Annotated in this window: 22 protein-coding genes and 2 tRNA genes; 20 read left to right on the top strand and 4 right to left on the bottom strand. The window is 45.6% G+C overall.

Annotated features, from left to right (window positions below; translation table 11 throughout):
* Positions 1–14: 14 nt before the first annotated feature.
* Both ispH and L9Q39_RS10575 read left to right on the top strand, forming a co-directional pair.
* Positions 15–956 carry a 4-hydroxy-3-methylbut-2-enyl diphosphate reductase gene (gene ispH, locus L9Q39_RS10580; protein ID WP_237485032.1) on the top strand — a complete coding sequence of 314 codons (942 nt, stop codon included), beginning with the start codon at positions 15–17 and terminating at the stop codon, positions 954–956.
* Between the two features lie 493 nt (positions 957–1,449).
* Positions 1,450–2,292, top strand: a complete 843-nt coding sequence (locus L9Q39_RS10575; RefSeq protein WP_237485031.1) for a magnesium transporter — start codon at positions 1,450–1,452, stop codon at positions 2,290–2,292.
* Positions 2,293–2,331: 39 nt separating this feature from the next.
* On the opposite strand, the gene dacB is transcribed toward L9Q39_RS10575, so the two are convergent.
* Positions 2,332–3,756 (bottom strand): serine-type D-Ala-D-Ala carboxypeptidase, encoded by a 1,425-nt coding sequence (dacB, locus tag L9Q39_RS10570; protein ID WP_237485030.1) that lies wholly within the window; start codon positions 3,754–3,756, stop codon positions 2,332–2,334.
* Between the two features lie 450 nt (positions 3,757–4,206).
* Here dacB and greA point away from each other — a divergent pair, with 450 nt between their 5' ends.
* Positions 4,207–4,680 (top strand): transcription elongation factor GreA, encoded by a 474-nt coding sequence (gene greA, locus L9Q39_RS10565; protein ID WP_237485029.1) that lies wholly within the window; start codon positions 4,207–4,209, stop codon positions 4,678–4,680.
* A 115-nt stretch (positions 4,681–4,795) separates the two neighbouring features.
* Here the strand turns inward: greA and yhbY are convergent, their stop codons facing one another.
* A complete protein-coding gene (gene yhbY / locus L9Q39_RS10560) occupies positions 4,796–5,092 on the bottom strand; it encodes a ribosome assembly RNA-binding protein YhbY (protein ID WP_237485028.1) in 297 nt (98 codons plus the stop codon).
* Between the two features lie 111 nt (positions 5,093–5,203).
* Here yhbY and rlmE point away from each other — a divergent pair, with 111 nt between their 5' ends.
* The 17 genes from rlmE (at position 5,204) to L9Q39_RS10475 (ending at position 23,372) form a co-directional block, all read left to right on the top strand.
* Positions 5,204–5,833: a 23S rRNA (uridine(2552)-2'-O)-methyltransferase RlmE gene (gene rlmE / locus L9Q39_RS10555; RefSeq protein ID WP_237485027.1), complete on the top strand. Its 630-nt coding sequence runs from the start codon at positions 5,204–5,206 to the stop codon at positions 5,831–5,833.
* Positions 5,834–5,940: 107 nt separating this feature from the next.
* On the top strand, positions 5,941–7,926 hold the full coding sequence (ftsH, locus tag L9Q39_RS10550; protein ID WP_237485026.1) for an ATP-dependent zinc metalloprotease FtsH: 1,986 nt from the start codon (positions 5,941–5,943) through the stop codon (positions 7,924–7,926).
* Positions 7,927–7,981: 55 nt separating this feature from the next.
* On the top strand, positions 7,982–8,812 hold the full coding sequence (gene folP, locus L9Q39_RS10545) for a dihydropteroate synthase (RefSeq protein WP_237485025.1): 831 nt from the start codon (positions 7,982–7,984) through the stop codon (positions 8,810–8,812).
* 8 nt (positions 8,813–8,820) lie between these two features.
* On the top strand, positions 8,821–10,158 hold the full coding sequence (gene glmM, locus L9Q39_RS10540; protein WP_237485024.1) for a phosphoglucosamine mutase: 1,338 nt from the start codon (positions 8,821–8,823) through the stop codon (positions 10,156–10,158).
* Positions 10,159–10,439: 281 nt separating this feature from the next.
* Positions 10,440–10,775 (top strand): preprotein translocase subunit SecG, encoded by a 336-nt coding sequence (gene secG / locus L9Q39_RS10535; protein ID WP_237485023.1) that lies wholly within the window; start codon positions 10,440–10,442, stop codon positions 10,773–10,775.
* Positions 10,776–10,788: 13 nt separating this feature from the next.
* Positions 10,789–10,872: transfer RNA gene (locus tag L9Q39_RS10530), tRNA-Leu, on the top strand.
* Positions 10,873–10,927: 55 nt separating this feature from the next.
* Positions 10,928–11,004, top strand: a tRNA-Met gene (locus L9Q39_RS10525).
* 238 nt (positions 11,005–11,242) lie between these two features.
* Positions 11,243–11,698, top strand: a complete 456-nt coding sequence (gene rimP / locus L9Q39_RS10520) for a ribosome maturation factor RimP (RefSeq protein WP_237485022.1) — start codon at positions 11,243–11,245, stop codon at positions 11,696–11,698.
* 33 nt (positions 11,699–11,731) lie between these two features.
* A complete protein-coding gene (gene nusA, locus L9Q39_RS10515) occupies positions 11,732–13,219 on the top strand; it encodes a transcription termination factor NusA (RefSeq protein ID WP_237485021.1) in 1,488 nt (495 codons plus the stop codon).
* 22 nt (positions 13,220–13,241) lie between these two features.
* Complete coding sequence (infB, locus tag L9Q39_RS10510; RefSeq protein ID WP_237485020.1) at positions 13,242–15,965, top strand: translation initiation factor IF-2; 2,724 nt, start codon at positions 13,242–13,244, stop codon at positions 15,963–15,965.
* 100 nt (positions 15,966–16,065) lie between these two features.
* A complete protein-coding gene (gene rbfA, locus L9Q39_RS10505) occupies positions 16,066–16,479 on the top strand; it encodes a 30S ribosome-binding factor RbfA (protein WP_237485019.1) in 414 nt (137 codons plus the stop codon).
* Entirely contained in the window at positions 16,479–17,414 is a 936-nt protein-coding gene (gene truB, locus L9Q39_RS10500; RefSeq protein WP_237485018.1) for a tRNA pseudouridine(55) synthase TruB, read from the top strand. Before rbfA ends, truB begins: the two co-directional genes overlap by 1 nt.
* Before the next feature lie 155 nt (positions 17,415–17,569).
* Complete coding sequence (gene rpsO, locus L9Q39_RS10495; RefSeq protein ID WP_010450057.1) at positions 17,570–17,839, top strand: 30S ribosomal protein S15; 270 nt, start codon at positions 17,570–17,572, stop codon at positions 17,837–17,839.
* A gap of 326 nt (positions 17,840–18,165) precedes the next feature.
* The gene (pnp, locus tag L9Q39_RS10490) at positions 18,166–20,289 is read left to right on the top strand and encodes a polyribonucleotide nucleotidyltransferase (protein ID WP_237485017.1); all 2,124 of its coding nucleotides are present in this window, start codon (positions 18,166–18,168) and stop codon (positions 20,287–20,289) included.
* 140 nt (positions 20,290–20,429) lie between these two features.
* The gene (gene nlpI, locus L9Q39_RS10485; RefSeq protein ID WP_237485016.1) at positions 20,430–21,344 is read left to right on the top strand and encodes a lipoprotein NlpI; all 915 of its coding nucleotides are present in this window, start codon (positions 20,430–20,432) and stop codon (positions 21,342–21,344) included.
* Between the two features lie 213 nt (positions 21,345–21,557).
* Positions 21,558–21,968, top strand: a complete 411-nt coding sequence (locus L9Q39_RS10480; protein WP_237485015.1) for a MarR family winged helix-turn-helix transcriptional regulator — start codon at positions 21,558–21,560, stop codon at positions 21,966–21,968.
* A 66-nt stretch (positions 21,969–22,034) separates the two neighbouring features.
* Positions 22,035–23,372, top strand: a complete 1,338-nt coding sequence (locus L9Q39_RS10475) for an MATE family efflux transporter (protein WP_237485014.1) — start codon at positions 22,035–22,037, stop codon at positions 23,370–23,372.
* A 44-nt stretch (positions 23,373–23,416) separates the two neighbouring features.
* Here L9Q39_RS10475 and L9Q39_RS10470 read toward each other — a convergent pair whose 3' ends face one another.
* Positions 23,417–24,295, bottom strand: coding sequence for a U32 family peptidase (locus L9Q39_RS10470; protein ID WP_237485013.1), 879 nt, complete (start codon positions 24,293–24,295; stop codon positions 23,417–23,419).
* Positions 24,296–24,306: 11 nt separating this feature from the next.
* Positions 24,307–25,320, bottom strand: a complete 1,014-nt coding sequence (gene ubiU, locus L9Q39_RS10465; RefSeq protein ID WP_237485012.1) for a ubiquinone anaerobic biosynthesis protein UbiU — start codon at positions 25,318–25,320, stop codon at positions 24,307–24,309.
* Positions 25,321–25,359 lie beyond the last annotated feature (39 nt).

Below are 25,359 nucleotides of genomic sequence, written 5' to 3'. Positions count from 1 at the left end.
AAAAGAGTAAAAAGATGAAAATTAAATTGGCGAACCCACGCGGCTTTTGTGCTGGTGTTGATCGAGCTATCAGTATTGTTGAGCGTGCTTTAGAATTGTACCAACCCCCGATCTATGTGCGTCATGAAGTGGTGCACAACCGTTTTGTGGTTGAGGGATTGAAGCAAAGAGGTGCGATTTTTGTCGAGGAGCTTTCTGAAGTGCCTGACGACAATATTGTGATTTTCTCCGCTCATGGTGTCTCTCAAGCGGTGCGTCAAGAGGCTAAGCTCAGAGACTTAACGGTTTTTGATGCGACTTGTCCCTTGGTGACGAAAGTCCATATGGAAGTGGCTCGTGCCAGTCGAAAAAATATGGAAGTGGTGCTGATTGGACATGCAGGTCACCCTGAAGTTGAAGGTACCATGGGGCAATATGCCAGTGAAACCGGCGGTATGTATTTGGTCGAGAAACCCAGTGATGTCGATAACTTGGATGTCAAAGATCCGCAACATCTTCACTATGTGAGTCAGACGACGTTATCGGTTGATGAAACCGCCGAGGTGATTGAACGATTGAGACAGGTGTTCCCTGATATTCAAGGACCTCGTAAAGATGATATCTGCTACGCGACCCAGAATCGACAAGACGCAGTAAGAGATTTAGCGATTAAGACCGATGTGGTGATTGTTGTCGGTTCACCTAATTCATCCAATTCTACCCGTCTCAAAGAACTGGCTGAAAAATTGGGGACGAAAGCTTACTTGACGGATTCGCCAGAACAATTGGATCCCGCTTGGTTTGAGCAAGCCAGTCGAGTAGGGGTAACGGCGGGCGCGTCCGCACCGGAAGAACTGGTCAGCCAGATTATCAATCGAGTTCAGCAACTTGGTGGTCTTGAAGTCGAAGAGTTACAGGGACGTGAAGAGAATATGTTCTTTGAGGTTCCTAAAGAACTGCAAGTCAAACAGGTATAACTTTGTTGCCAAGTCGTGCGCTTGTTGGCGGCACGAGTCTTGTTGGTGATAAGAAATTTGTTGGCGAGTGATACACTTGCTTAACGGTCACAAAAGGCGAGGTACGCGATAGCCCTCGCCTTTGTTGTCTCTGACGGACCACATTTACGCTAGCGGACCAAGAATCGTAACCAAGTATGTATAAATTATCGTCATAACTTTACACCACTTTCGAGCATGCTATCCTAGCGCCGCTGCTGACAGAGCAGCAATTTTGGAGACTACTATGAACAATATCGACCATCCTCCTAGTACCAACGGAGAGAAATAACCTTTCGGTATTGTCACGTTCTTTGTGCTTGCCGATCACGGCTGGGCACGACTCTTTTCTGTTTCCCCACTTCTATTTCTCTCCCTTGTTACTCAGCAATCTGGATCACTTTCTGACAAGAGTTGGAGAGCGACGTATTGCATTTCTTGATGGTCGTTACCAAAGCTAATCGGGAGATTCGCCATGACGGTAATGAACAATACTATGCTTGCAACGACAGATTTTTCTATCGAAGAGATCTGTGCAGCAACACAAGCATTTTTAAAATATGATAACCAGCAACAACTCAACCTGCTCACCGTGATGCCGATAGATGAAGCGGTCGGGGTATTACAGCACTGTGCTTTAGGCAAGGTGCAGCATTTGATTGAGCAGTTAGATCAGCTTGGACACGATAAAAGGGCAAGACATTTTGCGCATCAATTAGGTTTGATTCACTCAGAAGCAGAAACCAATGGTGGCTATCTCACTACTGGGGTGCTTGAGCATGTGAAGCAACGTATTGGATGGATTATTATTCTCGCCTTACTCGGTATTGTATCAGGCTTAATCATTGCTCAATACGAAGATACGTTAAGCCAGTTAGTGCTGTTAGCGGTTTATATGCCGGTGATTGCAGCAGCTGGCGGCAATACCGGTACGCAAGCGGCGACGTTAGTGATTCGGGCACTGGCGACAGGAGAGTTGCGTAAGCGTCAGTGGTTGGCGGTGTTATGGAAAGAGAGCCGAGTGGCAGTGTGCTTAGCCTCTGCGGTAGCGCTTGTGATGGTTGGTCGGATCTTAGTTTTTGGTGATGCTGCCAGTACCGGTGGATTTGACCTGCATACGATCGCTCTAGCGATCGCCGTTGCCTTGTTTATTCAGGTTACCTTATCGACAACATTAGGCGGAGTTCTCCCCATTATTGCGCGCGTATTTAAATTAGATCCCGCTGTATTAGTGAGCCCTGTGCTTGCTTCCATCGTCGATATTTCAGGAATGTGGATCTATTTTACCGTCGTCAACTACTTCTTGGGGCTGGCTTAACCCCCCGAGAAACAGTCGCTAGATGGTGACTCGTTGGGGTTATTGGCTTAACTCTACCACTTGTCGATAAAACCCTTCTTCAAAGCGTTGCAATGGAGAAGGTCCAGAGGGGGCTTTATTCGCTTTGGGATGATAGTCAGAGACAAATTGTACAAAGACGCTATTAGGTTTGCCCTGACTATCTAGACCATAACCTGCCATATTATAGCTACCAAACAGAGAGCCACTTTTCGCTCGGATAGATTGGCTGATCGGTGCTTTACGCATACTAGAACGGTATCGCAAAGTCCCATTCACGCCAGAAGTAGGCAAAAGAGCAATCAGGTTTAAATTTTGGTCGTTTTGATAGATATATTTGAGTACCTGAACCAGTTGATCGGCGGTCAGGCGATTATTCCTCGATAAGCCAGAACCATCTTCTAATACCGCTAAACTCAAATCTATATCCGCTTTATCTCGTAAAATTTCTTTGATTGCTTGTGTACCATTGCTAAAGGAACCCGCTTGAGCGAAATAATTCATCCCTAGGGTCTTAGTGAGACTATCGGCATAAAGGTTATTGGATTGCTGCAGCATCACGGTGAGTAGCTCGGGTAACGGCGCGGAGCGATGAACAAGTATGGTTTTTGCGTATTGGCTGTTGTTTGGAACCCCCACTTTCACTTGAGGGACAGACTTAACATTTAACTTTGCTAGTTCATCTTTAATCACAGCTTGGGTGAATAGCTGCGGAGATACCACGGCAAATTTTAATGGTAATGGGGATTGTCGATAACCGACACATCCAGAGAGTTGATAGCGATTATCTTGATAGGTGACAAGATCCAACTGACAAGGCGGTGAGTCTTCATTCGCCGTTTGGGTTACATGAACCGAGGTATTCACGGATATCGGTTGATGCTTGGGAACATTGACTCGAGTTGAGCCATCTTTATTCGTATACAGCGCACCTTGCACACAATTACCGTCCAAAGTAATCGCTGATGTCGGGGCACTGTAACACACGCCAAGAATGTCCCATGGCCAACCGACAGCGTGTTGATAGCCTGTGAACGCGCGGTTGTCTAACCAAATATGGGTGATGTTTCCGTTCGAAGATTTGGCTATCTGAGTTAATAAGCGACGCAAGTCAGCGCGAGAAAAGCTCGGGTCGCCCGAGTATTGGATAATATAATCATTGTTGAGTTTTTTTAGCTCAGTATTAAAGCGAAATTGGTCACCAAGTTGCAATTTAGCCGCCAGTGCGGTGACGACTTTAAGTGTACTCGCGGGAGGAAAAAACTGATCACTGTTGGTGGCAACCACAGGCTTTGCTGGTTCACTCAAAGGCGCTAAATAGAGCGCATGGCGTGAGCCGTAAGGCAGTATCGAGTCTGCTGCGTGAGCTTGAACGCAAAAAGCTTGAACGCACAAAATAAGTAGAGTGAATACTGAGTAGTATCCGTATCTTTGGTGGTATTTCATAAGTTATATTTGTGCATGGAGTTAGGATTATAAAGTTTAGGTTAGCAAGGCATGACAGCAAGAACAATCTTGTTGTTGGGATAGTTAATCATTTCCTTACCTTTCCCTTTATACCCGATACGACGGAGCTTACGTCGACTTAAGCGAATAAGAGTGAAAAAGTTGCTTACAGATTGGCTACCTTAATTGCACCAAATCTCACATGTTTTTCGTTTCGGTGTTGCAGTATTTTGATGAACTGAGCTATATTATCTTATTCCCTGCTAGGGCCTTCGGGCGAGTGGCAGATGCGTCATAGTGATACGCGTTCCGCATACCGTGAATATCAGTGTGAAAATTGCGCATTTTGATTCCACTTGAGCAAATCCAATTAAATTCGAAATGATACTCAGGCTTGCTTGAGTAGGTTTTTTTTGTCCAAAGAGCGCTTTGGAAAAGAGGTTGTTACAAATGGAAAAGGTTCCAATGACTGTACGTGGCGAGAAAAAGCTACGTGATGAATTAGATCGTCTACTAAAACTGCGTCCGCAAATCTCAGAAGCGATCGCTGAAGCTCGTGAGCTTGGTGATTTAAAAGAGAACGCAGAGTACCATGCTGCCCGCGAAGAGCAGGGCATTTGTGAAGCGCAAATTCGTGACATCGAATACAAGCTGTCAGTGGCTCAAGTGATTGATGTGACTAAAATGGATAACACGGGCAAGATCATCTTTGGTTCAACGGTCACGCTTATCGATATTGATACTGACGCAGAACAAACTTACCAGATTGTTGGTGATGATGAAGCGAATATTAAAGCGGGTCGTATTTCAGTTAGCTCTCCAATCGCACGTGGCTTGATTGGTAAGATGGAAGGCGATGAAGTGACCATCACCACACCAGGTGGTCAGAAAGACTTTGAAATCGACAAAGTAGAATACATCTAAGCTGCTTTGAAGGTCGGACAATATAATGACTCTGACCAGAACGAAAAAAGGTCGCTGTGCGACCTTTTTTCTGTTTCAGAGCGGATATTTCTGTGGAATATCGAATCTGTATCGATTATTTACGAGGGAGTTCGATTTTCTTTTGCTCTGACTGGCGGTAAAGTACCAAAGTTTTACCGATAACTTGTACTTTTTCAGCTTCTGTTTCACGCACAATCGCGTCAATGATAAGAAGCTTGGTGTCACGATCTTCTGATGCCACTTTAACTTTGATCAGTTCATGGTGGTCAAGAGCAATTTCGATTTCCGCTAGAACAGCCTCTGTAAGTCCGTTTGCGCCAAGCAGCACAACTGGTTTTAGAGAGTGTGCTAGGCCTTTTAAGTGCTGTTTTTGTTTGGTGCTTAAGTTCATAGCGATACCAAATTAATTTACTTTTAGGGTTGAAAAGTCGTATTTTAACGCCATCTAATCACGAAGACTATACTTAATTCATAGGGTGCCCTCTATGACATTGGATTTTTAATGAGTAAGCAAAAACATTCGGCCAGCTCAGGTCGTTGGTTAAAAGAGCATTTCGATGACAAATACGCCAATGAAGCGAGAAAAAAAGGCTTGAGATCTCGTGCTATCTTTAAAATTGAAGAGATTCATAATAAAGATAAGTTATTGAAACCAGGTATGACTGTGGTCGACTTAGGCGCCGCTCCAGGTGGTTGGTCCCAGTTTGCAGCGAAAGTGGTGGGGGATGAAGGGCAAGTCATTGCTTGTGACTTACTACCTATGGATCCCATCTCGGGCGTGAGTTTTCTTCAAGGAGACTTTCGCGATGAAGCCGTCCTTGATGCTTTACTAGAAAGAATCCAACCGGACATGGTTGACGTAGTAATGTCTGATATGGCTCCAAACATGGCTGGTAACTTATCTGTCGATCAGCCTAGAGCAATGTATCTTGTTGAACTAGCATTAGATATGTGTCGTCAAACACTGGCACCTGGTGGCAGCTTTGTGGTCAAAGTGTTCCAAGGTGAAGGGTTTGATCAATACGTTAAAGAGGTGCGTGAGGTCTTTAAAGCGGTGAAAATTCGCAAACCAGATTCGTCTCGCGCTCGTTCCAGAGAAGTTTTTGTAGTCGCAACTGGCTACAAAGGGTGAACATTAGTTTACAAAGACAAATGTAACAATGTGGCTACAGTTCGAAAACTGTAGTAATCTACTTTTAATTACAATTAGTTATTAATGAGGCTGACACCTTGAGTGACATGGCAAAAAATTTAATTTTGTGGTTGGTCATCGCCGTTGTGTTGATGTCTGTGTTCCAAAGCTTTGGACCTGGCGACAGCAATGGTAGAGCGGTGGACTACACTACGTTCGTACAGGAAGTTGGCAATGGCCAGATTCAAGAAGCGCAATTCAAAGACAGCGAGATAACTTTCACGCGTCGTGGTGGCGGTAGTCGTTTTGTGACTTACATGCCAGTTTACGATCAGAAACTGCTCGATGACCTCATTAATCAGAATGTCAAAGTGTCTGGTACTCCACCAGAAGAGCAGAGTCTGCTTGGCACTATTTTCATCTCTTGGTTCCCAATGATTCTGCTGATTGGTGTATGGATTTTCTTCATGCGTCAGATGCAAGGTGGCGGCGGCAAAGGCGCAATGTCATTTGGTAAGAGTAAAGCTCGAATGATGAGCGAAGAGCAGATAAAAACCACCTTTGCTGATGTTGCCGGTTGTGATGAAGCAAAAGAAGATGTCAAAGAGCTAGTCGATTACCTACGTGACCCGAGCCGCTTCCAGAAATTGGGTGGTAAAATCCCAACAGGTGTTCTGATGGTCGGTCCTCCGGGTACCGGTAAAACCTTGCTCGCTAAAGCGATTGCTGGTGAAGCGAAAGTTCCTTTCTTCACTATCTCTGGTTCTGACTTCGTAGAGATGTTTGTCGGTGTGGGTGCATCGCGTGTTCGTGATATGTTCGAACAAGCGAAGAAAGCCGCGCCATGTATCATCTTTATCGATGAGATCGATGCAGTCGGTCGTCAGCGTGGCGCTGGTGTCGGTGGTGGTCATGATGAACGTGAGCAAACCCTTAACCAAATGCTGGTTGAGATGGATGGCTTCGAAGGTAACGAAGGTATTATTGTTATCGCGGCAACTAACCGTCCAGACGTACTTGACCCTGCGTTACTTCGTCCTGGTCGTTTCGACCGTCAGGTCGTGGTAGGTCTACCGGATGTTCGTGGTCGTGAGCAGATCCTTAAAGTACACATGCGTAAGGTGCCACTCGCATCAGACGTAGAGCCGTCTTTGATTGCTCGTGGTACGCCAGGTTTCTCGGGTGCGGATCTTGCCAACCTTGTTAACGAAGCGGCACTATTTGCTGCACGTGGCAACAAGCGTAATGTTTCGATGGTTGAGTTTGAACTGGCTAAAGACAAAATCATGATGGGTGCTGAGCGCCGCTCAATGGTGATGTCGGAAGAGACAAAAGAGTCAACGGCCTACCACGAAGCGGGTCACGCCATTGTTGGTCGTCTTGTTCCTGAACATGATCCTGTGTACAAGGTGTCGATTATTCCACGTGGTCGTGCTTTGGGTGTGACGATGTACCTTCCTGAGCAAGATCGTGTGAGCATGTCTCGCCAGCACCTAGAATCTATGATTTCTAGCTTGTACGGTGGTCGTCTTGCTGAAGAACTGATCTACGGCAAAGATAAAGTCTCAACTGGCGCTTCAAACGATATCGAACGTGCTACTGACATTGCGCGTAAGATGGTGACTCAATGGGGTTTCTCTGAGAAGCTAGGTCCACTGCTTTATGCAGAAGACGAAGGTGAGGTTTTCCTTGGTCGTAGCGTGACCCAGACGAAACATGTCTCTGGTGAAACCGCCAAGCTTATTGATGAAGAAGTTCGCCTTCTTATTGATCGCAACTATGACCGTGCTAAGCAGATCCTAAAAGACAACATGGATATCATGCACACGATGAAAGATGCGTTGATGAAGTATGAGACGATTGATGCGGGTCAGATTGATGACTTAATGGAACGCAAGGCAGACATCCGTGAACCCGCCGGTTGGGGTGATCAGCAACGTTCACAGTCATCCGATGATGACAAACCTTCATCGGATGCGCCAGTTAAGGAAGCTGCGGAAGAATCAGCAGAACCTCAGGCTAGCGCGCAAGACTCAGAGCCGAAAGCAGAAAAAGTAAGCTCAGAAGAAATTAACAAGAAAGATTCTGAATAATCTGTCACTTTAAAGCCCCGAGCCTTGTCTCGGGGCTTTTGTCGTTATATTTAGTATGAAATTATCAGTCAATAATAAAACCCTCTCCCTGCAACAACCAGTTGTGATGGGGATACTTAATGCAACCCCTGACTCCTTTTCCGATGGTGGGCGATTCAACACGCTAGATGCCGCCGTCAAGCAAGCACAAGCGATGATCGAAGCCGGTGTTTCCATTATTGATATTGGTGGAGAGTCGACTCGTCCCGGTGCGCCCGATGTTTCGCTGCAAGAAGAGTTGCAACGGGTCATTCCTGTTATCAGCGCCATTCGAGCTCGTTCTGACGTTTGGATCTCTATCGATACCAGTAAAGCAGAAGTGATGAAGCAAGCTATTGCCGCAGGCGTTGATATCGTTAACGATGTTAGAGCATTACAAGAGCCAGGCGCTTTAGAAGTTGTCGCCGATAGTGATGTTCCCGTGTGCATTATGCATATGCAAGGGCAGCCTCGCACTATGCAGTTTGAACCTCACTATAACGATGTACTGTCGGATGTCGCTGACTTTTTAGAGCAAAGAGTCACCGAGTGCGAGCAAGCCGGTATTACCAAGCAGCGTCTGATTCTTGATCCAGGGTTTGGTTTTGGCAAAACTATGGCGCACAATTATCATCTATTAGCGCATCTTGAAAAATTTCATTGCTTTGGCTTGCCGCTGTTAGTGGGAATGTCGCGCAAATCTATGATATTCAAGAATTTGAATCGTCAACCTGTGGAATGTGTCGCGGGCAGCGTTGCCAGTGCCACTCTGGCTGCTCAGAAAGGGGCACAAATAATACGAGTGCATGATGTCGAACAAACGGTCGATGCACTAAAAATTGTACAAATGATGCAAGATAATAAATAGGAAACACTATGTCACAACGTCGCTATTTTGGTACTGATGGGGTTCGCGGAAAAGTAGGGCAATACCCAATCACGCCAGATTTTGTATTAAAACTTGGTTGGGCTGCTGGTCGTGTATTAGCCAAACAAGGCACACAAAAGGTCATTATCGGTAAGGACACGCGTATCTCCGGCTACATGCTAGAGTCGGCATTAGAAGCCGGCCTCTCTGCCGCTGGACTTAAAGCCATTTTTACTGGTCCTCTGCCAACGCCAGCGGTCGCGTACTTAACGCAAACCTTTCGTGCTGAAGCGGGCATCGTGATTTCAGCTTCCCATAACCCTTACTATGATAACGGTATCAAGTTCTTTTCTTCAGAAGGAACTAAATTACCGGATGCAATCGAATTGGCTATTGAGGCGGAGCTAGACAAAGACATTGAATGCGTTGATTCAGCCAGCCTAGGTAAAGCGAGTCGTCTAACTGATGCGGCGGGTCGCTATATTGAATTCTGCAAAAGCACTTTTCCACACCATTTAAGCCTTGATGGTCTTAGAATTGTTGTCGATTGTGCTCATGGTGCCACTTACAAAATCGCACCTGCGGTATTTAGTGAACTGGGTGCCGAAGTGATCACTATGGGAGCAGAACCAAACGGAACCAACATCAATGACAAAGTTGGTGCGACTGATGTTGCCGCAATTCAAGCAAGAGTCGTTGAGGAAAAGGCTGATCTTGGTTTAGCTTTCGATGGTGACGGTGACCGTATTATGATGGTTGATCATCTCGGTAACAAGATTGATGGTGACCAGATCGCTTATATTATTGCTCGTGATGCGTTGCGACGTGGTGAGCTTAAAGGCGGTGTCGTTGGTACCTTGATGACTAACCTTGGCATGGAAAACGGTCTTAAAAAATTAGGTATTCCATTTGCAAGAGCAGCGGTGGGTGATCGCTACGTGATGGAGTTGCTGAAACAAAATGATTGGCGCATTGGCGCAGAAAACTCAGGTCACGTTATTTTATTGGATAAGGTGACCACAGGTGATGCGATTGTTGCAGCACTGCAAGTGTTGGTTTCTGTAATTGATGCAAAGATGTCGCTAAATGAACTTGCCAGCGGTATGACGCTTTACCCTCAAGTGCTGATCAATGTGCGTTTTAGCGGTGATGCTAACCCATTAGAGGCAGAAACCGTGAAGCAAGCCGTGCAGTCGGTAGAAGAGCAATTGGGCGACAGTGGTCGTGTGCTACTAAGAAAATCCGGCACTGAACCTTTATTGCGCGTTATGGTGGAAGGAGAAAACCAAGAACAGGTTCAGTCTTGTGCGCAATATATCGCGGATATTGTCACAGCAAACTGTTAGCCACCTTCGATAGTAAATTCATGGCAATAAACCCCTTTTGGTTATTGCCGTTTTTCTATATGATGACCGTCATTCTTACTGGTTAATTGTTATTTGACCTTTTTTTGAGCGTTCGATAGCTCAGTTAAGGGTTTTTAGTATATTTAGCTTGTCAGTCAGTAAAGCTTTCGTTAGTATGGCTCCGCCTTGAATTAGGCGATAATGGCCAGCTTATCTTTGAGTTAACCCTTAGGGCAAAAGAAAGCGGCGCTGGCTCAACAATATGGAACATAGGTGGATACATGATTCAAGTTCTACTTGTGATTTATCTCGTTGCAGCGCTTGGTGTTATTGGCCTGGTGTTGATTCAACAAGGTAAAGGCGCAGATATGGGAGCCTCATTCGGTGCTGGCGCGTCAAACACAGTGTTTGGTGCTAGCGGCTCAGGTAACTTCCTAACTCGAATGACTGCATTTTTTGCAATTGCATTTTTCGCAATCAGCCTTATTTTGGGTAACATGTATACCCAAAAAGGTGAATCTCAATGGGTTGACCCTTCTCTAGGTCAAACAGTTGAGCAAGTGCAAGATGCTGCGAGCGGAATTCCAGCTGAAAAAGCAGACGAAATCCCTCAATAAGAGATTTTTTGTTGCCGAGATGGTGAAATTGGTAGACACGCTAGCATGAGGTGCTAGTGCCTTTGGTGTGAGGGTTCGAGTCCCTCTCTCGGCACCATTATTTATAAACTTGTAATACAGATTGCAGTGCGTATAATGCACAGCAAGTCGGACGCGGGGTGGAGCAGTTTGGTAGCTCGTCGGGCTCATAACCCGAAGGTCGTCGGTTCAAATCCGGCCCCCGCAACCAATACTTTCCGAGTATTGATGGATTGCAAGTTTAGCAGTGTGAAAAAATCACTGCACACTAGATGAACTGATTCTATAGTTTAGAGGGGTTTGTCAGTGTATCAGGGTCCAGCAATAAAAAACCCCGACTTTCGGGGTTTTTTATTATCTATACTTTTAAGTTAGATTTTGAGTGTAGATACAAATGCTTGGGATTTAAATTGGGCTATATGCCCTTTTTTTGTTTCTGGAGTGGTTAAATGACTGGTTTAGAAAGACAACTAACAGAATTACTCGAAGCGCCTGTAGAGGCATCTGGCTACGAGCTTGTAGGGTTAGAGTTTATCCGTGCTGGAGAGCACTCAACACTACGAATCTTCATCGATCATGAAAATGGTATTACTGTTGACGACTGCGCAGAAGTGAGCCGTCAAGTCAGTGCCGTGATGGATGTTGAAGACCCAATTACCGTGGCTTATAACCTAGAGGTGTCTTCACCAGGATTAGAAAGACCACTTTTCAAGTCTGCACATTACGAACAGTTTATTGGTCACGAGGTCAGTATCGTTCTGAAAATGGCAGTGGGTAACCGTCGTAAATGGAAAGGCACTATCCAATCTGTTGATGGCGAAACCGTTACCATCCTTGCCGACGGCAACGAAGAAGAAATGGTGTTAAGCAACATTTCTAAAGCTAACCTTATCCCTAAATTTTAGGTCCCTAATAATAAAAGCTTAGAGGCTAGATAAATGAGTAAAGAAATTTTAGCGGTAGTAGAGGCGGTTTCAAACGAGAAAGCCGTACCTCGTGAGCGAATTTTTGAAGCGCTAGAGACTGCACTTGCAACCTCGACTAAGAAAAAACGCGAAATCGAAATCGACGTTCGTGTTGCTATCGACCGCAAAACCGGTGAATTTGATACTTTCCGTCGTTGGATGGCTGTCGAAGAAGTTGAATTTCCAACCAAAGAAATCTCAATTGAAGCAGCGCAATATGACGATGAAACCATTCAAATTGGCGACTTTGTAGAAGAGCAGATTGAATCAGTAAAATTCGACCGCATTACGACTCAAACCGCTAAGCAAGTAATTGTTCAGAAAGTTCGCGAAGCAGAGCGTGCGCAAATCGTTGAACAATTTATCGACAATGAAGGCGACCTAGTAACGGGTGTGGTTAAGAAAGTTAACCGTGAAACCATTATTCTCGATCTTGGTAACAACGCTGAAGCGGTAATCCTACGTGATGACCAACTTCCTCGTGAAAACTTCCGCCCAGGTGACCGTGTCCGTGGTCTATTGTATGCAGTACGCCCTGAAGCGCGTGGTTTCCAGCTGTTCATTACTCGTTCTAAACCAGAAATGCTGGCTGAGCTATTCCGTGTAGAAGTGCCAGAAATCGCTGAAGAGCTTATCGAGCTTAAAGCGGCAGCTCGCGATCCAGGTTCTCGTGCAAAAATTGCCGTGAAGACCAACGACAAACGTATCGACCCAGTCGGTGCTTGTGTGGGTATGCGTGGTGCACGTGTACAAGCCGTGTCAGGTGAACTAGGCGGTGAGCGTATTGATATCGTTCTTTGGGACGATAACCCAGCACAATTTGTAATCAACGCGATGGCACCCGCTGATGTGGCTTCTATCATCGTTGATGAAGATGCGCACGCAATGGATATCGCGGTTGAAGCAGATAACCTTGCACAAGCCATCGGTCGTAGCGGTCAAAACGTTCGTCTTGCTTCTCAGCTAACAGGCTGGGAACTGAACGTAATGACAGTGGCAGACCTAGAGAAGAAACACCAAGAAGAAGCCGTCGCTTCGATTGAAAACTTCATGAAGTATCTTGATATCGAACAAGACTTCGCGGAGCTATTAGTAGAAGAAGGTTTCTCAACGCTTGAAGAAGTCGCATACGTTCCCGTTGCTGAACTTCTAGAAGTTGATGGTCTAAACGAAGAACTCGTAGAAGAACTCCGTACCCGTGCTAAAGATGCACTGACTACCCTTGCTCTAGCGCAAGAAGAATCTTTCGACGGCGTTGAGCCAGCTGAAGATCTACTTGCACTTGAAGGTTTAGAACGCGAAATGGCGTTTAAACTGGCAGCAAAAGGTGTAGCGACTCTGGAAGACCTTGCTGACCAAGGTGTTGACGAACTAGAGGGCATCGAGGGACTAACAGAAGAGCGCGCAGGTGAGCTGATCATGGCTGCACGTAACATCTGTTGGTTCGGCGACGAAGAATAATAATCAGCAAGGAGGTAGTTGCATGACAGAACTTACAGTTAAAGCACTTAGCGAAGAGATTGGTACGCCAGTCGAACGCCTAGTAGAACAACTTGCTGATGCTGGTTTTAAAAAATCAGCAAGCGATCAAGTGAACGATGAAGAGAAGCAAGCGCTTCTAGCTCACTTGAAAAAAGAACATGGTGACACATCTGGTGATTCAGAGCCTACACGTCTAACGCTTCAGCGTAAGACTCGTAGCACACTGTCAGTTTCTGCTGGCGGTGGTAAGAGCAAAGATGTGCAAGTAGAAGTACGCAAGAAACGTACTTATGTAAAGCGCAGTGCAATCGACGAGCAAGCGAAACGTGAAGCTGAGGAAGCAGCGACGCGTGAGGCAGAAGAACGTGCAAAACGTGAAGCCGAAGAGCAAGCTAAACATGATGCTGCAGAAGAAGCAAAGCGCCAAGCTGAAGAACAAGCAAAGCGAGAAGCTGAAGAAAAGCGTTTAGCTGAGGAAGCAGCAAAACGCGAAGCTGATGAAAAACGTAATGTTCAACCGACAGCAGAAAAGCGCGACGAAGCAGAAAAGGCTAAGAAACAAATGAATGCAAAGAATGCTGAAGCGAAGAAAGAAGCAGATGAGCTGAAACGCCGTCAGGAAGAAGAAGCGCAACGCAAGGCAGAAGCTGAAGCTGCACGCCTTGCTGAAGAAGCGCGTAAACTGGCGGAAGAAAACGCCGCTCGCTGGTCGGAACAAGAAAAGAAATCGCAAGACGGCGATAAAGGTGACTACCATACAACGACCTCGACCTACGCTCGTGAAGCAGAAGATGCTCAAGATCGTAGCGAAGAGAAGAAACCACGTCGTCGTAAGAAGAAGTCTGCACAAGATAAAGACGATTCTCGCCCGAACAGCAATCGTGGCGCTCGCAACCAACGTGGTAAGCGAGGCAAACTTGCTAAACCAACATCAATGCAGCACGGCTTCGATAAGACGGCGACTGTTGCTAAGCAAGATATTGTTATCGGTGAAACGATCGTTTTATCTGAGCTAGCTCAGAAGATGACGGTTAAAGCAACCGAGGTTATCAAGGTGATGATGAAGATGGGCGCGATGGCGACTATCAACCAAGTTATCGACCAGGAAACTGCACAACTTGTTGCTGAAGAAATGGGTTATAAGGTTGTTCTTCGTAAAGAGAATGAACTGGAAGAAGCGGTACTGTCTGACCGTGATAGCACAGCTGAAGCAGTGCCACGTGCACCTGTTGTGACTATCATGGGTCACGTTGACCACGGTAAGACATCGACGCTTGACTATATTCGTCGTACACACGTTGCATCTGGCGAAGCGGGTGGTATTACCCAACATATTGGTGCTTACCACGTAGAAACTGACAACGGTATGATTACCTTCCTTGATACTCCTGGACACGCAGCCTTTACGGCAATGCGTGCTCGTGGTGCTCAAGCGACGGATATCGTTGTTCTTGTTGTTGCTGCAGACGATGGCGTGATGCCGCAAACAATCGAAGCAATCCAGCACGCGAAAGCTGCCGGCGTGCCTCTGATTATTGCTGTGAACAAGATCGATAAAGAAGACGCGAATCCAGATAACGTTAAGAATGAGCTTGCTCAATATGACGTTATTCCTGAAGAGTGGGGCGGTGAGAACATGTTTGTTCACATCTCTGCAAAACAGGGTACTAACATCGAAGGTCTGTTAGAAGCTATCCTTCTTCAATCTGAAGTTCTAGAGCTTACCGCAGTCGCTGAAGGCATGGCTTCTGGTGTTGTTGTTGAATCTCGCCTAGATAAAGGTCGTGGTCCAGTAGCAACGGTACTTGTTCAATCAGGTACGCTAAACAAAGGCGATATCGTTCTTTGTGGTCAGGAATATGGTCGTGTTCGTGCGATGCGTGACGAGCTAGGTAAAGAGATCACTCAAGCTGGTCCATCTATTCCTGTGGAAATCCTAGGTCTTTCAGGCGTGCCATCTTCAGGTGATGAAGCGACAGTTGTACGTGATGAGCGTAAAGCGCGTGAAGTTGCTAACTACCGTGCTGGTAAGTTCCGTGATGTGAAACTTGCTCGTCAGCAGAAATCTAAACTAGAAAACATGTTCTCGAACATGACGGCTGGTGAAGTGGCTGAGCTAAACGTAGTACTGAAAGCGGACGTACAAGGTTCTGTAGAAGCGATTGCTGACTCTCTACTGAAACTGTCTACTGACGAAGTTAAAGTAAATATCGTTGGTTCTGGTGTTGGTGGTATTACTGAAACTGATGCTGTACTGGCTGAAGCTTCAAATGCAATCATCCTTGGCTTTAACGTACGTGCGGATGCGTCTGCTCGTCGTGCTATCGAGTCTGCAAGTGTTGACCTACGTTACTACTCAATTATTTATCAATTGATTGACGAAGTTAAACAAGCAATGGGCGGTATGCTTGCTCCAGAATTCAAGCAAGAGATCATTGGTCTTGCTGAAGTTCGTGACGTATTTAAGTCACCGAAACTGGGCGCAATCGCTGGTTGTATGGTTACTGAAGGTCTGATTAAGCGTAACAACCCAATCCGCGTTCTACGTGAAAACGTTGTTATCTACGAAGGTGAACTAGAGTCACTACGTCGCTTTAAAGATGACGTTCAAGAAGTTAAGAACGGCTACGAATGTGGTATCGGCGTTAAGAACTACAACGATGTGCGCGTTGGCGACCAAATCGAAGTATTCGAGATCGTTGAAATCAAACGTACTCTAGACTAATTGACAAAATCACTACTCAGAATTTTAATTGAGTAGTGATGGTTGTTTAATACACCATGGGGGGCGCAAGCCCCCCATTTTTCCTATAGAGAGAAAAGAAATGTCAAAAGAATTTAGCCGCACGCAACGTGTTGCGCAGCAATTACAAAAAGAATTGGCGCTGATCCTTCAGCGCGAAGTTCGTGATTCTCGCCTGGGTATGGTGACTATCTCCGATGTTGAGGTATCTCGTGACCTAGCTTATGCAAAAGTATTTGTGACTTTCCTGTGTGTGGGTGAGCAAACGCCAGAATCGAGCATTGCTGCTTTACGTGAACATGAAACACATATTCGTATGATGTTAGGCAAGCGTATTCGCCTGCGTCTGACGCCAGAAGTTCGTTTCCAGTATGACAACACTCTGGTAGAAGGGATGCGTATGTCGAACCTAGTGAGCGAAGTGCTGAGCGAAGATAAACGTAAACAGCAAGAATCTGGTCGCGAGGATGAACTGGATCAGGGAGAGGATAAGTAATGGCTCGTCGTCGTAAAGGTCGTCCAGTACATGGAGTGGTTCTGTTAGATAAGCCAACAGGCATTTCATCGAACGACGCACTGCAAAAAGTAAAGCGTATCTACTTTGCTGACAAAGCAGGCCATACAGGCGCACTCGACCCTTTAGCGACGGGCATGTTACCGATCTGCCTTGGTGAAGCCACCAAATTTTCTCAGTTTCTGCTCGACTCCGATAAGCGCTATCGCGTGATTGCTAAACTGGGCGAGCGCACCAATACCTCCGACTCAGATGGTGAAGTGGTAGAAACGCGAGAGATTAATGTTGATCAAGCGCTGCTTGAAAGCTGCATTGATAAATTCCGTGGTGAAACCGATCAAGTGCCATCCATGTTCTCCGCGCTTAAGTATCAGGGCAAGCCTCTGTATGAATATGCGCGACAAGGTATTGAAGTACCGCGTGAGTCGCGCAAGATCAACGTGTACGAAATCATCCTCCATCGTTTTGAAGGGGATGAGGTCGAGATGGAAGTCCACTGTTCCAAAGGGACTTACATTCGAACTATCGTGGATGACTTAGGAGAGATGCTAGGTTGTGGCGCCCACGTGACGATGCTTCGTCGCACAGAGGTGGCTAACTACCCCTACGACAAGATGGTGACACTTGAGCAACTTAATGAGTTGTTAGAGCAAGCTCATCGAGAAGAGCGCAGTCCAAGTGAACTGCTGGACTCTCTGCTATTGCCGGTGGATACCGCGGTAGAAGATTTACCAGAGGTTAACTTGATTGCCGATCTTGCCGATATGGTTCAACACGGTCAGCCGGTGCAAGTGTTCGGTGTAGAAGCGGATGGTCCTCTTCGTTTGACCATGGGTGATGAACGAGTATTTATCGGCGTTGGTGAGATTAATGACGACGGTAAAATCGCGCCGAAACGCTTGGTGGTTTTCCGCTAATATTGGTTGGCATCTACATGCCTATACCCGTTTGCGAAAAGCCGTGTGAAACGGCTTGCGAATGTTGGGATTATTCCCTATAATCCCGCTTCCTCGTGCTGGCTGAATCAGAGATTGGCAGCACAGTGTTTAACTTAACTCTTTAGGAGAGAATTATGTCTCTGAATGCAGAAACTAAAGCAGCAATCGTTGCAGAATACGCTCAAGGTGAAGGCGATACCGGTTCACCAGAAGTTCAAGTAGCTCTACTTACCGCTTCTATCAACCACCTACAAGGTCACTTTAAAGCGCACAAAGGCGATCACCACAGCCGTCGTGGTCTACTACGTATGGTTTCTCGCCGTCGTAAGCTTCTTGACTACCTGAAAGGCAAAAACCTTTCTCGTTACCAAGATCTAATCAAGCGTCTAGGCCTACGTCGCTAATCAGCGGCTGCATAGAACAGTTTGTCAAAAAAGGGGCTTAAAGCCCCTTTTTTGTTGCCCGTTACTTATTTTAATTGCTATAGCTTAGCCAAATCCTTTTTATACCGTTATACTACGCACGGTAAAATTCCTCTCTTGGAATTTGTTCAACAGTAACTCATAGCATTACAGTCAACCACGTCGACCAACAGGTCGCGACTATTCAAAATGAATTCGCTTTGCTGAAGTTCATTTTCACTAGTCGCGATTTGTGATGCCTGAGTTCCAATTAATCTGAAGCTAATGGTCATCAACACAGATAGCCTATAGCGACAAAAGGAATAACAATGTTCGAAAAACCAGTTGTTAAAACGTTCCAGTACGGTAACCACACAGTTACTCTAGAGACTGGCGTTATTGCACGTCAAGCTACTGCTGCCGTTATGGTAACAATGGACGATACGTCAGTATTCGTTTCTGTAGTAGGTAAAAAAGAAGCAGTAGAAGGTCAAGACTTCTTCCCGCTAACGGTAAACTACCAAGAGCGTACTTACGCTGCAGGTAAAATCCCTGGTGGTTTCTTCAAGCGTGAAGGTCGTCCTTCTGAAGGTGAAACACTAACGGCTCGTCTAATCGACCGTCCAATCCGTCCTCTTTTCCCTGACTCGTTCAAAAACGAAGTTCAAGTTATCGCTACAGTAATGTCTGTAAACCCAGACGTTCAACCTGACATGGTAACAATGATCGGTACTTCTGCAGCGCTTGCTATCTCGGGTATCCCGTTCAACGGTCCTATCGGTGCAGCACGTGTTGGTCACATCGACGGTCAACTAGTACTTAACCCAAGCAACACTGAGCTAGAAACGTCTAAGCTTGACCTTGTTGTTTCAGGTACTGAAGGCGCTGTTCTTATGGTTGAGTCTGAAGCAGACAACCTAACAGAAGAAGAGATGCTATCAGCAGTAGTATTTGGTCACGATCAACAGCAAGTTGTTATTAACGCGATCAACGAATTCGCAGCTGAAGTTGCAACTCCAGCATGGGATTGGGTTGCTCCAGCAGAGAACACTGCGCTTAACACTCGTATCGCTGAACTAGCAGAAGCTAAGCTGGTTGAAGCTTACCAAATTACTGAGAAAATGACTCGTTACGATCGCATCCATGCAATCGCAGCTGAAGTTAACGCAGTACTAGTGTCTGAAAACGAAGAAGTGAACCTAAAAGAAGTTCACTCTATCTTCCACGATCTAGAGAAAACAGTAGTACGCCGCAGCATCATTGCTGGTAATCCACGTATCGACGGTCGTGAAAAAGACATGGTTCGTGCGCTAGACGTACGTACTGGTGTTCTTCCACGTACTCACGGTTCATCTCTATTCACTCGTGGTGAAACTCAAGCTATCGTTACTGCTACTCTTGGCACGCAGCGTGACGCACAAATCATCGATGAGCTAACGGGTGAGCGTAAAGATCACTTCCTACTACACTACAACTTCCCTCCATACTGTGTTGGCGAAACGGGTTTCGTAGGTTCTCCTAAGCGTCGTGAAATCGGTCACGGTAAACTAGCTAAGCGTGGTATTGCTGCGGTAATGCCATCTGTAGATGAGTTCCCATACACTGTACGTGTTGTATCAGAAATCACAGAATCTAACGGTTCTTCTTCAATGGCTTCTGTATGTGGTACTTCTCTTGCGCTTATGGACGCTGGTGTTCCAATCAAGTCTTCTGTTGCGGGTATCGCAATGGGTCTTGTTAAAGAAGGCGACGATTTCGTTGTTCTTTCTGACATCCTTGGTGACGAAGACCACCTAGGTGACATGGACTTTAAAGTAGCAGGTACTAACACGGGTATCACTGCACTTCAAATGGACATCAAGATCGAAGGTATCACTAAAGAGATCATGCAAATTGCTCTTAACCAAGCGCAAGGTGCACGTAAGCACATCCTGTCTGTAATGGATGAAGCGATTTCTGGTGCTCGTGAAGATATTTCTCAATTCGCGCCTCGTATCCATACGATGAAGATCAGCTCTGAGAAGATCAAAGACGTTATCGGTAAAGGTGGTGCGGTTATCCGTCAGCTAACTGAAGAAACCGGTACGACTATCGAAATCGAAGATGACGGTACGATTAAGATTGCTGCTACTGACAACGATCAAGCGCAAGACGCAATCAAGCGTATTGAAGCAATCACTGCAGAAGTTGAAGTTGGTAAGATCTACACAGGTAAAGTCGCACGACTAGCGGACTTCGGTGCGTTTGTAACTGTTCTTCCTGGTAAAGATGGTCTGGTACACATTTCTCAAATCGCTCAAGAGCGTGTAGAGAAAGTCAGTGACTACCTGAAAGAAGGTCAAGAAGTACAAGTTAAAGTACTTGAGATCGACCGTCAGGGCCGTGTACGTCTAAGTATGAAAGAAGCGGTTGAGCAACCCGCTGCTGAAGAAAAAGCGTCTGACGCAGAATAATTAGTTTTTCTAGACTATTGTTCTTAAAAGCGTGATATAAAAGAGGGCTGCGGCCCTCTTTTTTTATGTGCAAGGATTGTATCTCGAGTTCACCGCTTGGATTTAGGCTCAGTGATGCGAGATGTAAGGAGATACCAATAGTGAAGTTGTTTCAAATAGCCAGTTTATGTTGTTCGTTGTTATTGCTGGGAGGGTGTGTTTCAAATCAAACCTCTTCTAATGAACAATGGCTAAACCCTCCGATGGCAAAGCCAGAGAGAGCTAATGTTCAATACGAGATTCAAATAGCGCGCCTATCGCAATTATTATCGCGCAGTGATCTTGATGATGATCTAAGAGCCAAAATGTATTTCGAGAGAGGGAGTTATTATGATTACCTTGGATTGAGAAACCTTGCCCAATTAGACTTCAACTATTCGTTGCAATTGAATCCCGCACAACCAGCGGTGTTTAATTCTCTAGGGTTGTTTTATACCCAGATTGGTGATTTTGACTCTGCCTATGAAGCCTTTGAATCAACACTAGAGCTTGACCCTAAAGTAACAGCCGCGATACGAAATCGTGCGATAGCCCTTTATTACGGCAACCGTATTCCTCTTGCGCTCGAAGGTATGCAGACCTTTTACCAACAAGATCCCAGTGATCCTTACCGGGTGCTGTGGCTATACATCATTGAACAGCAGCAATCACCAGAAAAAGCGTTTAATAATCTACAACTACGCTATCAAGCCCGTAATGTTAACAATGACGATTGGGCTTGGGTATTAGTTGCACTGATGCTTAACGATATCCCTGAGGAACACGCTTTCCAGTATGCGATCAATACCATTCCTGATAGCTCCAATACGGTATTGGCAGAGCGATTGACCGAGATCTATTTCTATCTGGCAAAGCGTCAGCAAATAGCTGGAGACTATATTGGTGCATTTTCACTCTATAAACTCTCTCTCGCTCAAGGTGTTTATGATTTCATTGAAAATAGATACGCTCATATCGAGACCAACAGAATCATTAACGCAGTACAAGCGATGAATGAGTCACAAGTAGAGCAGTAAACACAACCAACGAGATTGTTCCTTCATAGAAAGCACCATGTTTAACAAACGGGTGCTTTTTTTGTTGTCGTTGCCTTGTCTACAAACCAAGCAAATCTCACTCAACCTCGCATCTTGAGGTGACTTGGATATACCATTGAGACAATAAATTCTATTGAAACTACACACTGATATTGGTAAATTAGTTAACCTTACTAACTAAATGAGAAAGTCATGTCGATAGAAGCAAACCTAGAGAAGTTAGAGCGGTTAGCCTCAAAAATATGGCGAACCCATGCCAAAGAAGATCCCTTGGCTCATTTGAATTTCAATGAATATGATTACTTGAAAGCGGTTCAATCGTGGGGAGAGCCAATAAGGTTGACGGATCTTGCTGCACAGCTCAATGTTTCCAAGCCCTCAGCCACGACAATGGTGCAGCGTCTGGAAAGAAAAGGTTTAGTTGCCCGTATTCCTTGCGTAGAGGATGCACGATCTAAGCGCGTGATATTAACCGATAAGGCATTGACGTCACTGAGCAGTGAGACTGAAATTTATGGCTTGCTGGCAAAGCGCCTGAGTCATTCGCTTGATAGTGATGAATATGCACAACTGCAGCAGTTACTCGAAAAAGCATTAGGCTAATCAATTTGACCATTTAGTTAGCTTTGTTAACTAAATGGTGCGTTGTGGTAAATTTAAGATGGTGTTATGAACAATCTATCAATTCAAAAACAGTTTTGGCGCTATGCCATACCGACGGTTGCCGCGATGCTGGTCAATGGCTTATACCAAGTCGTCGATGGCATTTTTATTGGTCAGTTTATGGGGGCGAGCGGGCTAGCGGGTATTAATGTGGCTTGGCCGGTGATTGGTTCTATTCTTGGCTTAGGTATGATGATCGGTGTCGGTACTGGTGCGCTTGCCTCGATTCGTCTTGGTGAAGAAGATCGTGATGCCGCCAAGCAAATCTTGGCGACAGGTATGATGACATTGGCGCTTTGTGCGCCGATAGTGGCGATACTTCTATGGCAGTTTTCTCACCAGTTCCTTGCTTGGCAAGGGGTGGACGGTGAGATCTATGCAATGGGTATGCAGTACTTAGACGTTTTGATTTTTGGTGCGGTTTTTACCCTCGGATCCATTGCGACGCCTTTTCTAATTCGCAACGACGATAGCCCCAATATTGCTACTGCATTAATGGTATTGGGGGCGGTGGTCAATATTGTTTTGGATTACCTGTTTATTGCCGTGTTTGATTGGCAATTAGCCGGAGCTGCGTTAGCGACCCTGATTGCACAGGGCGTGGTGACGGTGTTGGGCATTGGCTACTTCTTCTCAAGATACGCGAAGATGCGCCTATCAGTGAGTGATTTTCGTTTTCGATTGACTGTGTTACCTAGGATCATGGCGATTGGTTTAGCCAGTTTCTTTATGTACGCCTATGGTTCGATTATGGTGGCTGTTCATAACGCTCTGTTCGCGACTTATGGAGATATGGTGCTGATAGGTTCCTATGCCATTTTAGGTTATATCGTCGCTTTCTACTATTTGATAGCGGAAGGGTTAGCCAACGCGATGCAGCCGCTTGTCAGTTTTAACTATGGGGCGAGAAAACAGCAAAATATCAAGCATTTGTTTAATATTACCATCGTCAGCGCCGTGGGTATTGGTGTGTTATTTTTGGTGTTACTTAACCTCTTTCCTTACCATACGGTGTCTATTTTTAATTCGACAGATACGTCGCTTATCGACAATACCGTGCTAGGTATTCGATTACATCTATTCGCGCTATTTTTGGATGGGATGATCGTTGTCATCGCGGCTTACTATCAAGCGATAGGTTACACTAAGAAAGCGCTGTTTGTGACGGTAGGCAATATTGCCATTCAACTGCCATTTCTTTATGTATTACCGAAATTGTGGGGAGTCACCGGAGTGTGGATTGCGTATCCAATCTCTAATATTGTTCTCGGGGTTGTGGTGGCAATGATGATAATTCGTGATTTAAAACGCTTATTACCGAGTCACCCAAAGCCAGCGATGTAAAAAATGGGTCTTAACTGACCCATTTTTATTACTGCCATTCATTCTTAGACTTGCTTGACCTCTAAACCTGCGATTTGATGCCAATAGCCGTTGCATTGATGAGGTAAGGCTTGTTCGGGTTTAGAGCCATCTTCGTTGGCTCTAAAGCGATCCACTTGAGTGAAGGTTTCTAAACCCAGCGGGCTAAGGCGAACAACATCGACGAGCCCTTGCATGGATTTTAGATCATTGACTAAGTTGTATTGATAGCCGGATTGAGTCTGAATGCCGTTGAGATTAAACACCGACTGACCCTCTTGGCTTTCGACCTGCAACCCGGTTGGGTAGCGAATACAGCAGGTTTCGCAGTCATCTTTGGCTTTATTTTCGGCACGAGCAGTAAAGCAGCGGGCGGAATAAGCAAGAGGAAGATAACCGTGACTAAAGACCTCGACTTCAAACTTATCGCGAATACCAAGAGACTCTGCTTGAGATAACGCATCAACCAACCATTCTCGTGACAGTTCAACTGGCATGCACCAGCGAATCATCCCTTGTTGAGTGAAAAGTTTAAGCGTATGGGCGTTATAAGCGTTTACCGCAGGACCAACAATGAAAGGCACTTTCTTTTCATGCGCTAACTGAATAGCGGATACGTCATTGGCTTCAATCGAAAAATCACCGTTATCAATGTACTTTTTCATGACATTGACCTCGCTGGGTGCTTCGAGCAGGGCCATGGTTGAAATAACCACTTCCTTGCCTGCGGCACTGAGTTCTTTGGCTATCTCTAACCAATGACCTGCTTTCATTTCACGACGTTTGGAGCAAACCGTCTCACCTAGATAGATAATATCAGCGGAGCTAGATTTGGCTTGCTGATAAAAATCTTCCACATTCTGTTTTGGCCAAAAATAGAGGATTGGGCCTAATGCATACTTCATAACTGGACTCTCTATTGCCATTTTCTGTGATAAGCGCCAAGGGTGGTCTGTGTCCCTTCTGAGACATTCGCTAACGCTTGATCCCAGTGAGCTTTCACCTGATATTGTTGCGGGTCACGTTGGTAACTGTCGATGGCTTCACGCCATGTACGCGTGACTTGCTCAACGTAAGCTGGGCTGCGTTGTCGACCTTCAATTTTGACCGAAGCAACGTTAGCGGCAAATAACTCAGGAAGCATAGAAAGGGTATTTAAGCTGGTGGGCTCTTCAAGCGCATGGTAGCGTTTACGACTGCCATCAATTTCTGCTTCAAAGCGACCCTTACATAGCGTGGGATAACCCGCATTCTCCCCTGTGGAATAACGATCAATAAGAATATCGTTGAGGCGTGATTCCAATCCTTGTTCGGTTTCCTGCCAGCGTACATATTTAGCCGGTGAACAGGCACCGACAGTATTTGGCGACTCACCCGTCAGGTAAGAAGATAGATAGCATCGTCCTTCGGACATGATGCATAAGCTACCGAAAGCGAACACCTCTAACTCGACGTTCGACGTCATGTTACGTGAGAGCTGCTTGACCTGATGAATGGATAAAACCCTTGGCAATACCACGCGTTTGACATTGAAGTTTTGCTGATAAAAGTCGATAGCCGAAACATTGGTTGCGGAAGCTTGTACTGAAAGGTGCAGCTCTAAATGTGGGTATTTACGCGCAGCATAATCAAGGATAGCGACATCGGCAACAATCAGTGCATCGACGCCCAAGGACGCCGCTTGGTCAACCGCATTGGTCCAACGTTCAAAGCCATTGGGATGAGCAAAGGTATTTAATGCAATGTGGATTTTTTTGTTGCGATCGTGCACGTACTGCACCGCTTTATCTAACTTTTTTCCTGTAAAGTTAAGACCAGCAAAGTGGCGAGCGTTAGTGTCGTCTTTAAAGCCGATGTAGACTGCATCTGCTCCGCAGTCTATGGCAGTCTTTAATGCAGGTAAGTTGCCTGCTGGGCACAAGAGTTCCATATTCTTAATACAATGATATTTTTAGTAGCAGGCATTTTA

Source organism: Vibrio hippocampi, assembly GCF_921292975.1.
GTDB classification, from domain to species: domain Bacteria; phylum Pseudomonadota; class Gammaproteobacteria; order Enterobacterales; family Vibrionaceae; genus Vibrio; species Vibrio hippocampi.
This window is presented reverse-complemented; position numbering and strand designations above follow the sequence as displayed.

Excerpts from the sequence above, each read along its gene's own strand:
- ispH (WP_237485032.1), top strand. The coding sequence starts at position 15 with ATGAAAATTAAATTGGCGAACCCACGCGGCTTTTGTGCTGGTGTTGAT.
- L9Q39_RS10575 (WP_237485031.1), top strand. The coding sequence starts at position 1,450 with ATGACGGTAATGAACAATACTATGCTTGCAACGACAGATTTTTCTATC.
- dacB (WP_237485030.1), bottom strand. The coding sequence starts at position 3,756 with ATGAAATACCACCAAAGATACGGATACTACTCAGTATTCACTCTACTT.
- greA (WP_237485029.1), top strand. The coding sequence starts at position 4,207 with ATGGAAAAGGTTCCAATGACTGTACGTGGCGAGAAAAAGCTACGTGAT.
- yhbY (WP_237485028.1), bottom strand. The coding sequence starts at position 5,092 with ATGAACTTAAGCACCAAACAAAAACAGCACTTAAAAGGCCTAGCACAC.
- rlmE (WP_237485027.1), top strand. The coding sequence starts at position 5,204 with ATGAGTAAGCAAAAACATTCGGCCAGCTCAGGTCGTTGGTTAAAAGAG.
- ftsH (WP_237485026.1), top strand. The coding sequence starts at position 5,941 with ATGGCAAAAAATTTAATTTTGTGGTTGGTCATCGCCGTTGTGTTGATG.
- folP (WP_237485025.1), top strand. The coding sequence starts at position 7,982 with ATGAAATTATCAGTCAATAATAAAACCCTCTCCCTGCAACAACCAGTT.
- glmM (WP_237485024.1), top strand. The coding sequence starts at position 8,821 with ATGTCACAACGTCGCTATTTTGGTACTGATGGGGTTCGCGGAAAAGTA.
- secG (WP_237485023.1), top strand. The coding sequence starts at position 10,440 with ATGATTCAAGTTCTACTTGTGATTTATCTCGTTGCAGCGCTTGGTGTT.
- rimP (WP_237485022.1), top strand. The coding sequence starts at position 11,243 with ATGACTGGTTTAGAAAGACAACTAACAGAATTACTCGAAGCGCCTGTA.
- nusA (WP_237485021.1), top strand. The coding sequence starts at position 11,732 with ATGAGTAAAGAAATTTTAGCGGTAGTAGAGGCGGTTTCAAACGAGAAA.
- infB (WP_237485020.1), top strand. The coding sequence starts at position 13,242 with ATGACAGAACTTACAGTTAAAGCACTTAGCGAAGAGATTGGTACGCCA.
- rbfA (WP_237485019.1), top strand. The coding sequence starts at position 16,066 with ATGTCAAAAGAATTTAGCCGCACGCAACGTGTTGCGCAGCAATTACAA.
- truB (WP_237485018.1), top strand. The coding sequence starts at position 16,479 with ATGGCTCGTCGTCGTAAAGGTCGTCCAGTACATGGAGTGGTTCTGTTA.
- rpsO (WP_010450057.1), top strand. The coding sequence starts at position 17,570 with ATGTCTCTGAATGCAGAAACTAAAGCAGCAATCGTTGCAGAATACGCT.
- pnp (WP_237485017.1), top strand. The coding sequence starts at position 18,166 with ATGTTCGAAAAACCAGTTGTTAAAACGTTCCAGTACGGTAACCACACA.
- L9Q39_RS10480 (WP_237485015.1), top strand. The coding sequence starts at position 21,558 with ATGTCGATAGAAGCAAACCTAGAGAAGTTAGAGCGGTTAGCCTCAAAA.
- L9Q39_RS10475 (WP_237485014.1), top strand. The coding sequence starts at position 22,035 with ATGAACAATCTATCAATTCAAAAACAGTTTTGGCGCTATGCCATACCG.
- L9Q39_RS10470 (WP_237485013.1), bottom strand. The coding sequence starts at position 24,295 with ATGAAGTATGCATTAGGCCCAATCCTCTATTTTTGGCCAAAACAGAAT.
- ubiU (WP_237485012.1), bottom strand. The coding sequence starts at position 25,320 with ATGGAACTCTTGTGCCCAGCAGGCAACTTACCTGCATTAAAGACTGCC.